The organism is Pseudomonas sp. ABFPK (assembly GCF_001586765.1).
GTDB classification, from domain to species: Bacteria; Pseudomonadota; Gammaproteobacteria; order Pseudomonadales; family Pseudomonadaceae; genus Aquipseudomonas; species Aquipseudomonas asiatica.
In genome coordinates, this window is the sequence record NZ_LQXW01000014.1 from 54,220 (window position 1) to 69,516 (window position 15,297).

Sequence of the window (15,297 nt, forward strand, 5' to 3'; positions counted from 1 at the left end):
TCGGGGCCAGCTCAGCCTAATCGCTGGCCGGAGTCGGGAACGATCAGAATCCCCGCCCTGAGGCCATTCTTGACCTTGGGGTTGGGGAAGATGATGCGCGCGCCCTCCTCCTCGACCACCCAACGCGTCTCGGCCAGGTCCTCGGCCAGCAAGTAGCCCTTGCTCAGCTCGGAGAAGTTCTCGATGTCTGCAGGCAGGTGCAGGTGGAAGCTGTCGCTGTGCTTGATGATCTCGCGGGAAACGCTGAACAGCTGCAGGCCATCCAGCGAACCTTCGCCTTCGGGCTCGGTGTTTTCGATGATGCGGATCAGCCGCTCCTCCAGCTTGTCGAGGTTGACCTCCTCGTTCTGGCCGAACGGGCGGGCCTTGCCCAACTCCAGGGTGAAGGCTTCGGCCTCCAACTGCTCGTAGGTGAAGGCGCTGAAAGTGATGGAAGACTTGCTCTGCAACAACACCGCCTCCATGCCCGCCGCCGCCAGGCGTGCCAGCTCGCGACGGGAATGCTTGCGCCCCTCTTTATAAGGGTACAAGGCGAACTGCTCGATCTTCGAGCCGCGGATGGCGGTATGCAAGTCGTAGTGCAGGCGGCTGCGCCCCGCCTTGCTGAAGAACACCCGGGCGAACTGTTCCAGCTCGGCGGCACGCAATGCCTCGAAGCCACTGGACAGCTCGTGGCGGCCGTTGAACAGGCGGTTGATGTCCTGCTCGATGAAGCGCTCGCCCTTGCGGATCGCTGCGGGGTTGCCAAACAGGAAAAGCACCCGGGCCTTGGGTTTGATCTTGCCGTTGGCCACGCCATGCAACAGCCGCTCGAGCAACTCGATCGGCGCCGTTTCGTTGCCGTGGATGCCGGCGGACAGCAGCAGGTCCAGCCCGCAATCCTCGTTTTCGGCCGGGCGCACTTCAAGCGCGCCCTCCCCCAGCCAGCGCAAACGCGCGCCCTTGGGTGTCACTTGGGTCTTCTCGGCCGGTTCGTGATCGGTGAGGGTCAGCTCAAGCAATTTGCCAAGGGCGAGCATAGGTACTTCCTTAGTGGTGGTGGTCGCAATCGGGGCCATGGACGTGATCGTCGTCTTCGCCGACCTCCGCCGGTTCCATTTCCAGCTGCAGGCTGACCAGGTTGGTGGCCATCGGGCGCAGCAGCAGGTTGGCGTACTCGGTGTCGTCTTCCTCGACATCCACGCCGATCAGCAGCTGGCCACGACCATCCTGCTGAATCCACACTTCCTTGCCTTGCCAGACCACGGCAAAGCGGGTGCAGGAAGTTTCCAGCTGGGTGCCGTCTTCATCTTCCAGGATAAGGCGCAGGGCGTCGGTCATTGCAAAGTCTCTCTTCAAGGTTGGCGTTGGAACGGATACACCGAGCCCAACTTCAGGATCTGGGTCAATTCGTCCAGTGCCGTACGGCATTCCACCAGCAATTGCGGGTCGGCCAGGTCCGCCTCGCCAAGGCGATCGCGGTAATGCTTGTCGACCCACTGCAACAGGGTGTCGTACAGCGAGGCGGTCATGATAACGCCTTGGTTGACCGCTGCCAGTTCCGTTTCCTTCAACGCCACGCGCAAACGCAGGCAAGCCGGCCCACCGCCGTTCTGCATGCTCTGCTTGAGGTCGAACACTTTCACCTCCCGCACCGGGCCGCCCTGGCTGGTCAACTGGCCCAGATAGGCCCAGACCCGCTCGTTGTTGCGGCACTCTTCCGGCACCACCAGCAGCATGGAGCCGTCGTCGCGGCTGAGCAGCTGGCTGTTGAACAGGTAGGAACGCACCGCGTCCTCCACCGTCACCGCTGCCCGCGGCACGCAGATGGCCTGGAAGTTGCCACCCTTGCTGGCCAGTTTAGCTCGCAGTTGGCCAAGTACCGCGTCCGTCTCGAGGAAGGCGTCCTCGTGGTAGAACAGCACCTCGCCGTTGCCCACGGCAATCACATCGTTGTGGAACACGCCCTGGTCGATTACCGACGGGTTCTGTTGAGCGTAGACCACGCCGTCATCGCTCAGGCCATGCAGCCGGGCCACGGCCTGGGAGGCTTCCAGGGTCTGCCGGGCCGGGTACTTCTGCGGCGCCGGGTAGCGGCTGTCGAAGGCGCTGCGGCCGTAGACGAAGAACTCCACGCCGGCCTCGCCATAGGTACGGCAGAAGCGCGTGTGGTTGGCCGCCCCCTCGTCACCGAACTGTGCCACGGCAGGCAGTGCCGCGTGGTGGGCAAAGTGCTTGTCGTTGCTGAACATGGCCCCCAGTACGCGGCTGGTGGTCGGGTGCTCGATGCTGCGGTGGTACTTGCAGTTGAGGTTGGCAGCAGTGAAATGCACGCGGCCATCGGCAGTGTCGGCACTGGGGCTGACCGTGGCGGCGTTGGCCACCCACATGCTCGAAGCCGAGCAACTGGCCACCAGCAATGGCATGGCCTCCTTGGCGGCACGCTGGATCACTTCGGCATCGCTGCCGCTGAAGCCCAGGCGGCGCAGTGCAGCCACGTCCGGGCGCTCCTGCGGCGCCAGCACGCCCTGCTTGAAGCCCATGTCGGCCAGCGCTTTCATCTTCGCCAGGCCCTGGCGCGCGGCTTCGCGCGGGTTGGAACCCTGCTGGCTGTTGCTCTGCGAAGCCACGTTGCCGTAGGACAGGCCGCCATAGTTGTGGGTAGGCCCCACCAGGCCATCAAAATTCACTTCGTAGGATTTCATCGGCTAGGCTCCGTGACCTGTTGTTATAGGGTGACGCCCGGCGTCAAGGTTGCCGGCAAGGCAAGGCTGGCGGTCTCCAGCGAAGCCACGGGGTAAGCGCAGTAGTCCGCTGCGTAATAGGCGCTGGCGCGGTGGTTGCCACTGGCACCCACGCCGCCGAACGGCGCACTGCTGGCGGCACCGGTCAGTTGCTTGTTCCAGTTGACGATGCCGGCGCGGCTGCGCAGCCAGAAGTACTGGTAACGGGCGTGGGAGTCGGACAGCAAGCCGGCGGCCAGGCCGTACTGGGTGTTGTTGGCCTCATCGATGGCGGCATCGAAGTCGGCATAGCGGATCACCTGTAGCAGCGGGCCGAAGAACTCTTCGTCCGGGCGCTCGGCCACAGCGGTGACATCGACAATGCCCGGGGTCAGCAGTGCGGCATCGGCCTGTGGCTGGGTCATTTCCAGCAGCTTCACGGCGCCCTTGGCGACCAGTTCGGCCTGGGCCGCAATTAGCGCCCGCGCCGCCTGCAGCGAGATCACCGAACCCATGAACGGCGCCGGCTGCTGGTCGAACGCCCCGACCGTGATGGATCTGCTCACCTCGACCAGGCGCGCGATCAGCGCATCACCCCAGGCGCCTTGGGGCACCAGCAGACGACGGGCGCAGGTGCAGCGCTGGCCGGCGGAAATGAACGCCGACTGGATAATGGTGTACACCGCCGCATCGAGGTCCTTGACCTCGTCCACCACCAGCGGGTTGTTACCGCCCATTTCCAGGGCCAGGATCTTCTCCGGGCGGCCGGCGAACTGCTGGTGCAGCAGGTTGCCGGTGCGGCTGGAGCCGGTGAAGAACAAGCCATCGATACCTGGGTTGGCGGCCAGCGCCACACCAGTTTCGCGCGCACCCTGCACCAGGTTGAGCACACCCGCCGGCAGCCCGGCGGCAATCCAGCAATTGACGGTCAGTTCGGCCACCTTGGGCGTCAGCTCACTGGGCTTGAACACCACGCAGTTGCCAGCCAGCAGCGCTGGCACGATATGGCCGTTGGGCAGGTGACCAGGGAAGTTGTACGGGCCGAACACCGCCACCACGCCATGGGGCTTGTGCCGCAGCACGGCCGTGGCATCGGCCAGCGGGCCGCTCTTCTCGCCGGTGCGCTCGCGGTAGCTCTGCACCGAGATCGCGACCTTGTTGATCATGCTGGTGACTTCGGTCGCCGACTCCCACAAGGGCTTGCCGGTTTCCTCGCCGATGCACTGGGCCATGGCTTCGGCATGCGCTTTCAGTTGCGCGGCGAACTTCTCCAGCACATCGATACGCGCCTCCAGGCTCAATTGCGCCCAGGCCGGGAAGGCCTGACGCGCAGCCTGCACGGCGGCACCCACCTGGCTGGCGTCAGCGCCCTGCCCCTGCCAGACGACGGCTTGCGTCACCGGGTTGAGCGACTGCAGGGTTTCGCCCTGGCCAACCTGCCAATTGCCTGCGATGTAATGCGTGGTCATCTACTGGGCCTCCCGGCTTGCCGACAGCGGCACGGCGCGCACGTTGTCGCCGGCGCCCATGCGCAGGCGTTTGGCGGTCAAGGGGTCGACCACCAGGGTACCGGCAGCCAGCCGCGCAGGTGCGGCCGTGATGCGGCAGTCGTCGCGCTTGCGGTTGTGGATGATGTAAGGCGTCGCGTCATCGCCCGGCGTGCCCACCGCCAGCACCAGGGTCTGGCTCTCGCGCACGGCGCGGATCCTGGAGGTGTCGCACTCGATGGCGGGGCCGGCGTCGAAGATGTCGACGTAGCCCTGGTAGTTGAAGCCTTCCTGCTTGAGCATGGCCAGCGCCGGCTCGGTGTCCTTGTGCACGCGGCCGATCACGTTGCGCGCCGCCTCGGACAGGAAGCAGGTGTACAGCGGGAACTTCGGCATGAGTTCGGCAATGAACGACTTGTTGCCCACGCCGGTGAGGTAGTCGGCCTGGCTGAACTCCATCTTGAAGAAGTGCCGGCCCAGACTTTCCCAGAACGGCGAGCGGCCCTGCTCGTCGGACATGCCGCGCATTTCGGCGATGATCTTCTTGCCGAACAGCTCGGGGAACTCGGCGATGAACAGCATGCGCGCCCGCGACAGCAGGCGGCCGTTGAGGCCGGAGCGGTAGTCGCTGCGCAGGAACAGCGAGCACAGCTCGGAGTTGCCGGTCAGGTCGTTGGCCAGGAACAAGGTGGGGATTTCGCGGTAAATCTTCAGCTCCTGCGAGGCGCTGACGGTCAGCCCGACCCGATAGTTGTACCAGGGCTCGCGCAGGCCGACGGCACCAGCGATGGCACTGATGCCCACCACCATGCCTTCGTCGTTTTCCAGCACGAACAGGTAGTCGGTGTCGCCACGCTCGGCTTCGCCGCGGAAGCTCTTCTCCGCCCAGCCAACGCGATGCCCCAGGCGCTCTTCGTTGGCCGGCAGCGTGGTCAGCCCGGTGGTACCGGTGCTGCGTGCCAATTCGATCAACGCAGGCAAATCGCTGCTGCGTACAGGACGAACGATCATGCTATCTCCTTTTGCGGCGGCGGCGGCCGGCGCGAAACTCTTCTAACGCATCAATCCCGAAACGTCTGTTGCCAGACCTCAGACCGCAACCAGGCGCACGCTGGCTCCCTCGCCCACCCCCAGCGCCTCGGCGGCTGCCGGGCTCAGGCTGACCGGTTTGCCCGGCACCCAGTCCAGGTCCAGCAGCACCGCGCGGTAGTCCTGCAACTGGCCGTTGCACACCAGGTACGGGCGCCCGCCCTTGACCGGGGCTTCCTCGAGCCTCACCGGCACAACCCGGCTCTGGGCGATCGAGCGGATACCCGAGGTACGCGCATGCAGGGTCGGGCCACCGTCGAAGATGTCGATGTAGTGCTCGGTCTCGAAGCCTTCGCGCATGAGGATGTCGAAGGTAATCTGCGCCCGCGGGTGCACCTGGCCCATGGCTTCCTGAGCCAGGTCAGGCAGCAGCGGCACGTAGATCGGGTAGTGCGGCATCAGTTCGGCGAGGAAGGTGCGGCTCTTCAGGCCGCACAGGCGCTCGGCGTCGGCGTAGTTGAGGTCGAAGAAGTTGCGGCCGATGGCATCCCAGAACGGCGATTCGCCCTGCTCGTCGCTGTAGCCGACGATCTCGGTCACCACCGAGTCGGCGAAACGCTCCGGGTGAGCGGCCATGAACAGCAGGCGGCCACGCGAATTGAGCTCGGCCCAGCCACTGTTCACCAGTTCCGGCAGCACATAGAAGCTGGTCAGCAAGCTGTTGCCGGTCAGGTCATGGCACAGCGACAGCACATGGATCTTGTTGTGGATCTTCAGCTCGCGCGAGGCGTGCACGAAGGTCTCGTTACGAAAGCTGTAGAACGGCTCGGAGTAGCCGGCCGAAGCGACGATGGCCGAGCAACCGGCCAGCTTGCCGGTTTCGCTGTCCTCGAGCACGAAGAAGTAGCTTTCTTCACCGTTGAAGCTGACCTCGGCGGCGAAGGAAGTCTCGGATGCGGCGATCTTGTCGCCCAGGCGAGCGGTGTCGTCCGGCAGCGAGGTGACACCAATGGGGCTGTCTGCAGCCATGCGCTGCACTTCGTTCAGATCAGCCATTTGCGCGGGGCGCATCACCAGCATGGTGTCACTCCTTTGGAATCGGGCCGCTCACGGCGGCACGGAAAAACGGCAGATGCACTGGCACCTGCACTGGAATCGGGTATCACCGGCCCGGTACAGACTCGGGCTGAGCCTGCACCGTGGCCGGCAAAGGGACCGCGGGCGGATCAGCCCTTGGTCAGGGTGGCCACGGCGCGCTCGAAGCGGTCCAGGCCTTCGTCGATGTCGGCGTCTTCAACTACCAGGCTTGGCGCGAAGCGGACCACGTCCGGGCCGGCCTGCAGCACCATCACGCCTTCTTTCTCGGCGGCGTTGAGCACGTCCTTGGCCTTGCCTTTCCAGGCCTCGGTCAACACGCAGCCCAGCAGCAGGCCAACGCCACGCACCTGGCTGAACAGGTTGTACTTCTGGCCGATCTGCTCCAGGCGGACCTTGAAGCGCTCATGCTTGGCCTTGATACCGGCCAGGGTTTCCGGGGTGTTGACCACGTCCAGCACCGCGCAGGCGACGGCGCAGCCCAGCGGGTTGCCGCCGTAGGTGGTGCCGTGGGTGCCGACAGCCAAGTGCTTGGCCAGCTCGGTGGTGGTCAGCATGGCACCGATCGGGAAACCGCCGCCCAGGCTCTTGGCGCTGGTCAGGATGTCCGGGGTAACGCCGTAGTGCTGGTAGGCATACAGCGAACCGGTACGGCCAACGCCGGTCTGCACTTCGTCGAAGATCAGCAGGGCGTTGTGTTCGTCACACAGTTTGCGCGCACCTTCCAGGTAGGCCTTGTCGGCCGGCACCACGCCGCTCTCGCCCTGGATCGGCTCGATCACCACGGCGCAGGTCTTGTCGGAAATCTGTGCCTTCAGCGCTTCCAGGTCGTTGTACGGCACATGGCTGATGCCGGTGATCTTCGGGCCGAAACCATCGGAGTACTTCGGCTGGCCACCGACGCTTACGGTGAACAGGGTACGGCCGTGGAAGCTGTTCACGGTGGCGATGATTTCGTGCTTTTCCGGGCCGAAGCGGTCGTGGGCAACACGACGGGCCAGCTTGAAGGCGGCCTCGTTGGACTCAGCGCCGGAGTTGCAGAAGAACGCACGGTCGGCAAAGGTGGCGTCCACCAGCTTGTGGGCCAGGCGCAGGGCCGGCTCGTTGGTGAACACGTTGGATACGTGCCAGAGGGTATTGGCCTGCTCGGTCAGGGCCTTGACCAGTGCCGGGTGGCAGTGGCCCAGAGCGTTGACCGCGATGCCACCGGCAAAATCGATCAATTCGCGACCCGACTGGTCCCAGACACGGGAGCCCTCGCCTCGCACAGGAATGAAGGCCGCCGGAGAATAGTTGGGGACCATGACCTGGTCGAAATCGGCACGTTGCACCGGGGCTTGCTCAACGGACATCTGAGTCTCCTGAAGAGGAACGCTGGCCTGGAAGTGGCGAGCGATGGGGGGATTGTAAGGACTGATCCGCGCCTGTCCTTGCGGCCAAGCGACAACTTGTTACAGCGCAAAACCCAGTTTTGACAAGGCTTTCGGCAATGCGACAAACACTGTCGCAATCGCGCAGTGTACGGGAGAGAGGGGGCTGGGTGAACGGGTGTACACGAAGGTTTGTGAGGGGCTGGTTATCTGGTGAATCGTGCGGGATCTCCGGCGAGAGGCGTGTGGCGCCTGCAAGATCGAGCGCCGCCCGCGCGGCGCTTCGCAGCACAAGGCTGCTCCTACATCTGTTTCCGGCCAGTCACGCCTGCACCATCGCACGCGACCGCCTTGTTGGTCCGACGCAATATCGAGGCGAACACCAAGTGGTCGCGCGCCCCCGCCTCAGGAATAACTGGCCCGAAACAGATGTAGGAGCAGCCTTGTGCTGCGAAGCGCCGCGCGGGCGGCGCTCGATTTCCGCCGCACCATCAAACCCAAGGCATACGCCCCGAACCCACCCGAAATATCAGCCTTTTTCGGCAGGCGCCGAGCTCAGTTCGAATGGGCTGCTGCTACGCCGCTGGTTGCGGTCCTCCCGCGGCGTTGCGCCAAAGAAGTTGCGGTAGGCACTGGAAAAATGCGGCCCTGAGGAGAAGCCGCAGGACAGCCCGATCTGGATGATCGACTTGCTGGTCTGCATCAGCATCTGCCGCGCCTTGTTCAGCCGCAGCTCCAGGTAATACTGGCTCGGCACGCGGTTCAGGTACTGCTTGAAGATGCGCTCCAGCTGCCGGCGCGACACGCACACGTGCTGGGCAATTTCGTCGGTGGTCAGCGGCTCTTCGATGTTGGCTTCCATCAGCAGCACCGCCTGGGTCAGCTTGGGGTGGCTGGAGCCCAGGCGGTTCTGCAGCGGAATACGCTGGCGCTCGCCACCCTCGCGAATGCGCTCGACCACCAGTTCCTCCGACACCGCCCCGGCCAGCTCCGCCCCGTGATCACGGGCCAACACTGCCAGCAGCAGGTCGGTCACGGCCATGCCGCCACAAGCGGTCAGGCGATCGCGGTCCCAGTCGAACAGGTGACTGGTGGCGATGACCTTGGGGAAGCGCTCGGCAAAATCATCCTGCCAGCGCCAGTGCACCGCAGCCCGGTAACCGTCGAGCAGGCCCAGCATCGCCAGAGGGTAAACCCCGGCCGACAGGCCGCCAATCATGCAGCCACTGCGCGCCAACTGCTTGAGCGCCGTCGACAACGCAGCCCCCACCGTCAGCGGCTGCTCGTCAGCCAACAGGAACAGCTTGTGACACCCCTCCAGGCGACCGTTCCACGGCTCGCCCGGCAAACGCCAGCTACCCTCTTGCGCCGGCTCAGCCTGCAGGAAGACCAGATCGTAGACCACTTCCGGGTGCACCCGCTGCGCCACCTGCAACACTTCCTCGGCCAGCGCCAGAGTCAAGGGCTTGGTGCTTGGCCAGATGAGAAAACCGATTCGCTGGGTGGTCATAGGTGCGGTCCGAAACCTGAGGTCGTTCGAGTCTGTGCGCCGGGTCAGGCTGCGCTCGCCGCGCAGCATGCCCTATTCTGGTGCAAAAATGCAGCTTTTACTTCAGGCTGCCGGAGAGGAACTGCTTCAGGCGCTCCGACTGCGGATTGGCCAGCACTTCGCGCGGGCAGCCGGTTTCTTCCACCAGGCCCTTGTGCAGGAACACCAGCTGGTTGGAAACCTCACGGGCAAAGCCCATTTCGTGGGTCACCACCACCATGGTGCGGCCTTCCTGGGCCAGCGCCTGCATCACCTTGAGCACATCGCCCACCAGTTCCGGGTCCAGCGCCGAGGTCGGCTCGTCGAACAGCATGACCTCCGGCTCCATGGCCAGCGCCCGGGCAATTGCCACGCGCTGCTGCTCGCCACCGGACATGTGCCCCGGGAAGGCATCCTTGCGGTGGGCGACTCCGACCTTGGCCAGGTAATGCTCGGCCTTTTCCAGGGCCTCCTTGCGATTCACACCCAGCACATGCACCGGCGCTTCGATGATGTTTTCCAGCGCGGTCATGTGCGACCACAGGTTGAAGTGCTGGAAAACCATCGACAGGCGCGAGCGCATGCGCTGCAGCTGACGCGGGTCGGCTGCCTTGAGCGCGCCGTCCTTGCCCGGTACCAGCTTCAACTCTTCGTTGTTGAGCAGGATCTTGCCAGCGTGCGGCTGCTCCAGCAGGTTGATGCAGCGCAGGAAGGTCGACTTGCCCGAACCGCTGGAGCCGATGATGCTGATGACATCGCCTGCCTTGGCCGACAGGGACACGCCCTTGAGCACTTCATGGCTGCCGTAGCGCTTGTGCAGGTCTTGGACTTCGAGTTTGTACATGCTGTCGATTCTCACAAAGCGGTCAGTGCTTGCGCGGCGCCAGGTAGCCGAGCCAGCGGCGTTCGGCCATCTTGAACAGGCGCACCAGGATGAAGGTCAGGCACAGGTAGAACACGCCCGCCGTGATATAGGCCTCGAAAGGCAGGTAGTACTGGGCATTGACCGTGCGCGCAGCGCCAGTGATGTCGATCAGGGTAACGATCGACGCCAGGCTGGTGGTCTGCAGCATCATGATCACTTCGTTGCTGTACTGCGGCAGCGCCCGGCGCAGGGCCGACGGTAGCAGGATGCGCCGGTACATCTTCATGCGCGACATGCCCATGGCCTTGGCCGCCTCGATTTCGCCATGCGGCGTGGCCTTGAGGCTGCCAGCGATGATTTCGGCGGTGTAGGCACTGGTGTTGATGCCGAACGCCAGGCAGGCGCAGAAGGTAGCGCTGGACAACAGCGGCCACAGGAAGCTTTCGCGCACCGCCTCGAACTGCGCCAGGCCGTAGTAGATCAGGAACAGCTGCACCAGCATCGGCGTGCCGCGGATCACGTAGGTGTAAAGCCACGCCACGAGATTGACCGCTGGCTGCTTGGACACCCGCATCAGGCCCAGCGGAATGGCCGCCAGCAGCCCGAAGAACAGCGAAATCGCCAGCAGCTTGAGGGTGGTCAGCAGGCCGCCGAAATACATCGGCAGTGCCTCCCAGACGACGTTGTAGTCGAAGATCATAGTTCAGCCACCTTGACGCCAACCGAGTAGCGGCGCTCGAGATACTTCAGGGCCAGCAGCGAGATGCTGGTCAGCACCAGGTACAGGGCCGCCACCGCCAGGAAGAAGGTGAAAGGCTCGCGGGTGGCATCGGCCGCCTGCTTGGCCTTGAACATCATGTCCTGCAGGCCCACTACCGAAATCAGCGCGGTGGCCTTGGTCAGCACCAGCCAGTTGTTGGTGAAGCCCGGGATCGCCAGGCGAATCATTTGCGGCACCTGGATGCGGAAGAACACCTGGCGGTTGCTCATGCCATACGCCACGCCGGCTTCGGCCTGGCCTTTCGGAATACCAAGGAACGCACCGCGGAAGGTTTCCGACAGGTAGGCACCAAAGATGAAGCCCAGGGTACCGATACCCGCGATCAGCGGATTCAGGTCGATGTAGTCTTCATAACCGAGCAGCGGCGCAACCCGGTTGATGATGTCCTGCCCGCCGTAGAAGATCAGCAGGATCAGGACCAGGTCCGGAATACCACGAATCACCGTGGAATACAGATCGCCCAGCCAGGCCAGCCAGCGCACCGGCGACAAGCGCAGTGCCACACCGATCAGGCCGAGCACGATGGCCAGGGCCATCGACGACAGGGCGAGCTGAAGCGTCAGCCACGCCCCGTCGAGGATGACTGCCCCGTAGCCTTTCAACATGATGAGGTCCTCGACCTAGAGAATGAAAAATGGTGCAAACCTCAGAGCCTCTGCTGTTTGCACCATTGCACAGGTGAAACCCGACGTCTTATTTCGAGTCTGGACCGTAGATATCGAAGTTGAAGTACTTCTTCTCGATTTCTTTGTACTTGCCGTTGGCACGAATGGCGTCGATGGCCGCGTTGATGCGGTCGACGTTGGCCTTGTCACCTTTGCGCACGGCAATGCCGATGCCGTCGCCAAAGTACTTGGCGTCGGTGAAGGACGGCCCTACGAAGGCGAAGCCCTTGCCGGCGTCGGTCTTGAGGAAGCCATCTTCCAGCAGGGTGGCGTCGGCCACGGTGCCATCGAGGCGGCCAGCCGCCACGTCCAGGTAGATTTCGTTCTGGGTGCCGTAAGGAACCACGGTGGCACCTTTGGCGCCCAGTACTTCCTTGGCGAAGCGGTCGTGGATCGAACCGCGCTGCACACCAATCTTCTTGCCCTTGAGCTCATCCAGGCTGTCGCTGACGGCGGTACCTTCCTTCATCACCAGGCGAGCCGGGGTCAGGTAGTAGCGCTTGGTGAAGTCGACCGATTTCTTGCGGTCTTCGGTGATCGACATGGACGACAGGATGGCGTCGATCTTGCGCACTTTCAGCGCCGGGATCAGGCCGTCGAACTCCTGCTCGACCCAGGTGCACTTGGTCTTCATCTCTTCGCACAGAGCGTTGCCGATGTCGTAGTCAAAACCGGCAATGCTGCCGTCTGGCTGCTTGAAGGCGAAGGGTGGGTAGGCGGCTTCGATGCCGATTTTCAGCGGTTTTTCATCGGCCTGCGACACCAGGGAAAACACGGACAGCGCCAGGGCGCCAAGCAGTGCGAGCTTCTTCATCAGGTAACTCCATCGGTACAGGGCAATACAAGGCAGGTAACGGCTGCCCGATATGCGAATGGGTACAACGCGAGCCGCGCAGGGTTCGACCAAGGCCGCAGACCACGAGCGAGTGAGTGGCATTTTAACGACAGCCCGGTAGTCGATATTTCTTCAAAGCGACAACTACTTACAGAAGCGCTTGAAACGGCAACGGGCGATGTTGACAGCCATTGCAAAATATGCAAGAGCGCAAGAAATAGAACGTATAGTACTAGCAATTCCCGGGCCTATTATTGGCAAAGCCTTGTATTACGGCAAGTGCAGCGTGCCGGGTCGCAAAAAAGACTGCGAAAACGCACCGAAACAGGCCGGATTTGTTTCCTGGCGCCCCGATATTGTGCGACGCCGGTGACAGAACAGTTACCGATGAATGTCGGGTAACAGTAAAGCAAAAACCCCGCCGGTTGCCCGGGCGGGGTTCTTGTTGGCTGGCCTCACTGATACAACACAGCCCTCAGGCATATACCTCACCCTGTGGGAGCGGCTTCAGCCGCGAACACCGGCAACGCCGGTGCCATCCACCGCGCTGGGTTCTTCGCGGCTAAAGCCGCTCCCACAGAGATAGCGCAACGCCTCCAGCGTTTGCGAGCTTCGCTATCAGGCCGAAGCCAGGCTCATGGCCTTGTGGGTATCGATCAGGTGCTGCACCACACCCGGGTCGGCCAGGGTCGAGATATCACCCAGAGCATCGTACTCACCGGTGGCAATCTTGCGCAGGATGCGGCGCATGATCTTGCCCGACCGGGTCTTCGGCAGCCCCGGCGCCCACTGGATCACATCCGGCGAGGCGATCGGGCCGATTTCCTTGCGCACCCAGTTCTTCAGCTCCAGGCGCAGCTGCTCGCTGGCCTCGATACCGGCATTGAGGGTGACATACACATAGATGCCCTGCCCCTTGATGTCGTGTGGCACACCTACCACCGCGGCCTCGGCCACTTTCGCATGCGCGACCATGGCACTTTCGATCTCGGCAGTACCCATGCGGTGACCGGACACGTTCAGCACGTCATCCACGCGACCGGTGATCCAGTAGTAGCCATCCTCGTCGCGGCGCGCACCGTCGCCGGTGAAGTACATGCCACGGAAGGTCTTGAAGTAGGTATCGACGAAACGGTCGTGGTCGCCGTACAGCGAACGCGACTGGCCCGGCCAGGAATCGAGGATCACCAGGTTGCCTTCGGCAGCGCCCTCGATCAGGTTGCCCAGGTTGTCCACCAGCGCCGGCACCACGCCGAAGAATGGGCGGGTTGCCGAGCCCGGCTTGAGGCCGGTGGCGCCCGGCAGCGGGCTGATCAGGATGCCGCCGGTCTCGGTCTGCCACCAGGTGTCGACGATCGGGCAACGCTCCTTGCCCACGGTCTTGTAGTACCAGTTCCAGGCTTCGGGGTTGATCGGCTCACCCACCGAGCCCAGCAGGCGCAGGCTGGAGCCATCGGCACCTTCAACAGCAGCCTGCCCTTCGGCCATCATCGCGCGGATGGCGGTTGGCGCGGTGTACAGGATGTTGACCTTGTGCTTGTCAACGATCTTCGACACGCGCGTGATGTCGGGGTAGTTCGGCACGCCTTCGAACAGCAAGGTAGTGGCGCCGTTGGCCAGCGGGCCGTAAACGATGTAGCTGTGGCCGGTGACCCAACCCACGTCGGCGGTGCACCAGTACACCTCGCCCGGGCGATAGTCGAACACGCGCTCATGGGTGAGCGCGGCGTACACCAGGTAGCCACCGGTGGTGTGCAGCACGCCCTTCGGCTTGCCGGTGGAGCCGGAGGTATAAAGGATGAACAGCGCTTCCTCGGCACCCATCTCTTTCGGCGCGCAATGGCTGGAGGCGACTTTCATCAGGTCTTCGTACCAGATGTCGCGGTGCTGGTGCCAGGCAATGTCGCCACCGGTGCGCTTGCACACGATGATCTTCTGCACGCTATTGGTTTCAGGGTTGGTCAGCGCCAGGTCGACGTTGGCCTTGAGCGGGGTACGCCGGCCACCGCGTACGCCTTCGTCGGCGGTAATCACGACCTTGGACTTGCAGTCGATGATGCGACCGGCCAGCGCCTCGGGCGAGAAGCCGCCGAACACCACTGAATGGATCGCACCGATACGGGCACAGGCCAGCATGGCGACCACGGCTTCGGGGATCATCGGCATGTAGATGGTGACCACGTCACCCCGGTGCACATCCTGGCCACGCAGGGCGTTGGCGAACTTGCAGACCTGCTCGTGCAGTTCGCGGTAGGTGATGTTGCGGTGTTCGGAAGGGTCGTCGCCTTCCCAGATGATGGCCAACTGGTCACCGCGCTCTTCGAGATGGCGGTCCAGGCAGTTGGAGGAAACGTTCAGAGTGCCGTCGGCGAACCATTTGATATCGACGTGATGGTCGTCGAAGGAGGTCTGCTTGACCTTGGTGAACGGCTTGATCCAGTCGATGCGCTGGGCCTGCTCGCGCCAGAAGCCGTCCGGGTTGATCACCGATTGCTGGTACATGGCCTTGTAGGTGGCCTCGTCGGTCAGGGTGGTGGCCGCAACCTCGGGACGAACGGGATACAGTGGAGCCGCACTCATCTGTGTTACCTCGGTGTAATAGTTGTTTTTGTATGGAACCGTTTGTAACTGTACCAGAGCGACAAAAGCCATTCGACGTTGGTAGTAATTTGGTACGCCCGTTCTGACAAAACGCTCTGGCACGCACCTTACAGCCCAGGCGAGAAATTACGGGCGCGGTTTACCAGAGGATTGTTACAGATTCTGTCAAAACACTTTATCAAAAGACCCACTGTTTCGGCCTTGGCCCCAGCCATAAAATTCACCTCGCCAGCAACGGCAAGGCGATTAACAACTGGTAACAGCCCCCACGAAGGCAAGCGTTAATCCCCCTCCAAACCTGATAGTTAAAACTAGCAATACTCGCGGCGCCATAAGCGC

General features: G+C 63.1%; 13 protein-coding genes. All 13 read right to left on the reverse strand.

Going from position 1 to position 15,297, the window contains the following annotated elements; genetic code table 11:
• Nucleotides 1-11: 11 nt before the first annotated feature.
• Complete coding sequence (gene astE, locus WM94_RS11760) at nucleotides 12-1,019, reverse strand: succinylglutamate desuccinylase (RefSeq protein ID WP_039612612.1); 1,008 nt, start codon at nucleotides 1,017-1,019, stop codon at nucleotides 12-14.
• A 10-nt stretch (nucleotides 1,020-1,029) separates the two neighbouring features.
• Nucleotides 1,030-1,320, reverse strand: coding sequence for a hypothetical protein (locus WM94_RS11765; RefSeq protein WP_061551274.1), 291 nt, complete (start codon nucleotides 1,318-1,320; stop codon nucleotides 1,030-1,032).
• A gap of 14 nt (nucleotides 1,321-1,334) precedes the next feature.
• Nucleotides 1,335-2,684 (reverse strand): N-succinylarginine dihydrolase, encoded by a 1,350-nt coding sequence (gene astB / locus WM94_RS11770; RefSeq protein WP_061551275.1) that lies wholly within the window; start codon nucleotides 2,682-2,684, stop codon nucleotides 1,335-1,337.
• Nucleotides 2,685-2,707: 23 nt separating this feature from the next.
• A complete protein-coding gene (gene astD / locus WM94_RS11775; RefSeq protein ID WP_061551276.1) occupies nucleotides 2,708-4,171 on the reverse strand; it encodes a succinylglutamate-semialdehyde dehydrogenase in 1,464 nt (487 codons plus the stop codon).
• A complete protein-coding gene (gene astA / locus WM94_RS11780) occupies nucleotides 4,172-5,200 on the reverse strand; it encodes an arginine N-succinyltransferase (protein WP_013973651.1) in 1,029 nt (342 codons plus the stop codon).
• Nucleotides 5,201-5,278: 78 nt separating this feature from the next.
• On the reverse strand, nucleotides 5,279-6,298 hold the full coding sequence (aruF, locus tag WM94_RS11785; protein ID WP_013973652.1) for an arginine/ornithine succinyltransferase subunit alpha: 1,020 nt from the start codon (nucleotides 6,296-6,298) through the stop codon (nucleotides 5,279-5,281).
• A gap of 146 nt (nucleotides 6,299-6,444) precedes the next feature.
• Complete coding sequence (locus WM94_RS11790; protein ID WP_013973653.1) at nucleotides 6,445-7,665, reverse strand: aspartate aminotransferase family protein; 1,221 nt, start codon at nucleotides 7,663-7,665, stop codon at nucleotides 6,445-6,447.
• A gap of 547 nt (nucleotides 7,666-8,212) precedes the next feature.
• Nucleotides 8,213-9,193 (reverse strand): transcriptional regulator ArgR, encoded by a 981-nt coding sequence (gene argR / locus WM94_RS11795; protein WP_024087503.1) that lies wholly within the window; start codon nucleotides 9,191-9,193, stop codon nucleotides 8,213-8,215.
• Nucleotides 9,194-9,290: 97 nt separating this feature from the next.
• A complete protein-coding gene (locus WM94_RS11800) occupies nucleotides 9,291-10,055 on the reverse strand; it encodes an ABC transporter ATP-binding protein (RefSeq protein WP_025340127.1) in 765 nt (254 codons plus the stop codon).
• 22 nt (nucleotides 10,056-10,077) lie between these two features.
• Nucleotides 10,078-10,776: an ABC transporter permease gene (locus WM94_RS11805; protein WP_003260115.1), complete on the reverse strand. Its 699-nt coding sequence runs from the start codon at nucleotides 10,774-10,776 to the stop codon at nucleotides 10,078-10,080.
• Nucleotides 10,773-11,462: an ABC transporter permease gene (locus tag WM94_RS11810; RefSeq protein WP_003260113.1), complete on the reverse strand. Its 690-nt coding sequence runs from the start codon at nucleotides 11,460-11,462 to the stop codon at nucleotides 10,773-10,775. Before WM94_RS11810 ends, WM94_RS11805 begins: the two co-directional genes overlap by 4 nt.
• A gap of 88 nt (nucleotides 11,463-11,550) precedes the next feature.
• Nucleotides 11,551-12,336 (reverse strand): ABC transporter substrate-binding protein, encoded by a 786-nt coding sequence (locus WM94_RS11815; RefSeq protein WP_054573801.1) that lies wholly within the window; start codon nucleotides 12,334-12,336, stop codon nucleotides 11,551-11,553.
• Between the two features lie 639 nt (nucleotides 12,337-12,975).
• Complete coding sequence (acs, locus tag WM94_RS11820; RefSeq protein ID WP_015271271.1) at nucleotides 12,976-14,937, reverse strand: acetate--CoA ligase; 1,962 nt, start codon at nucleotides 14,935-14,937, stop codon at nucleotides 12,976-12,978.
• Between the last annotated feature and the right edge of the window lie 360 nt (nucleotides 14,938-15,297).

Excerpts from the sequence above, each read along its gene's own strand:
- astE (WP_039612612.1), bottom strand. The coding sequence starts at position 1,019 with ATGCTCGCCCTTGGCAAATTGCTTGAGCTGACCCTCACCGATCACGAA.
- WM94_RS11765 (WP_061551274.1), bottom strand. The coding sequence starts at position 1,320 with ATGACCGACGCCCTGCGCCTTATCCTGGAAGATGAAGACGGCACCCAG.
- astB (WP_061551275.1), bottom strand. The coding sequence starts at position 2,684 with ATGAAATCCTACGAAGTGAATTTTGATGGCCTGGTGGGGCCTACCCAC.
- astD (WP_061551276.1), bottom strand. The coding sequence starts at position 4,171 with ATGACCACGCATTACATCGCAGGCAATTGGCAGGTTGGCCAGGGCGAA.
- astA (WP_013973651.1), bottom strand. The coding sequence starts at position 5,200 with ATGATCGTTCGTCCTGTACGCAGCAGCGATTTGCCTGCGTTGATCGAA.
- aruF (WP_013973652.1), bottom strand. The coding sequence starts at position 6,298 with ATGCTGGTGATGCGCCCCGCGCAAATGGCTGATCTGAACGAAGTGCAG.
- WM94_RS11790 (WP_013973653.1), bottom strand. The coding sequence starts at position 7,665 with ATGTCCGTTGAGCAAGCCCCGGTGCAACGTGCCGATTTCGACCAGGTC.
- argR (WP_024087503.1), bottom strand. The coding sequence starts at position 9,193 with ATGACCACCCAGCGAATCGGTTTTCTCATCTGGCCAAGCACCAAGCCC.
- WM94_RS11800 (WP_025340127.1), bottom strand. The coding sequence starts at position 10,055 with ATGTACAAACTCGAAGTCCAAGACCTGCACAAGCGCTACGGCAGCCAT.
- WM94_RS11805 (WP_003260115.1), bottom strand. The coding sequence starts at position 10,776 with ATGATCTTCGACTACAACGTCGTCTGGGAGGCACTGCCGATGTATTTC.
- WM94_RS11810 (WP_003260113.1), bottom strand. The coding sequence starts at position 11,462 with ATGTTGAAAGGCTACGGGGCAGTCATCCTCGACGGGGCGTGGCTGACG.
- WM94_RS11815 (WP_054573801.1), bottom strand. The coding sequence starts at position 12,336 with ATGAAGAAGCTCGCACTGCTTGGCGCCCTGGCGCTGTCCGTGTTTTCC.
- acs (WP_015271271.1), bottom strand. The coding sequence starts at position 14,937 with ATGAGTGCGGCTCCACTGTATCCCGTTCGTCCCGAGGTTGCGGCCACC.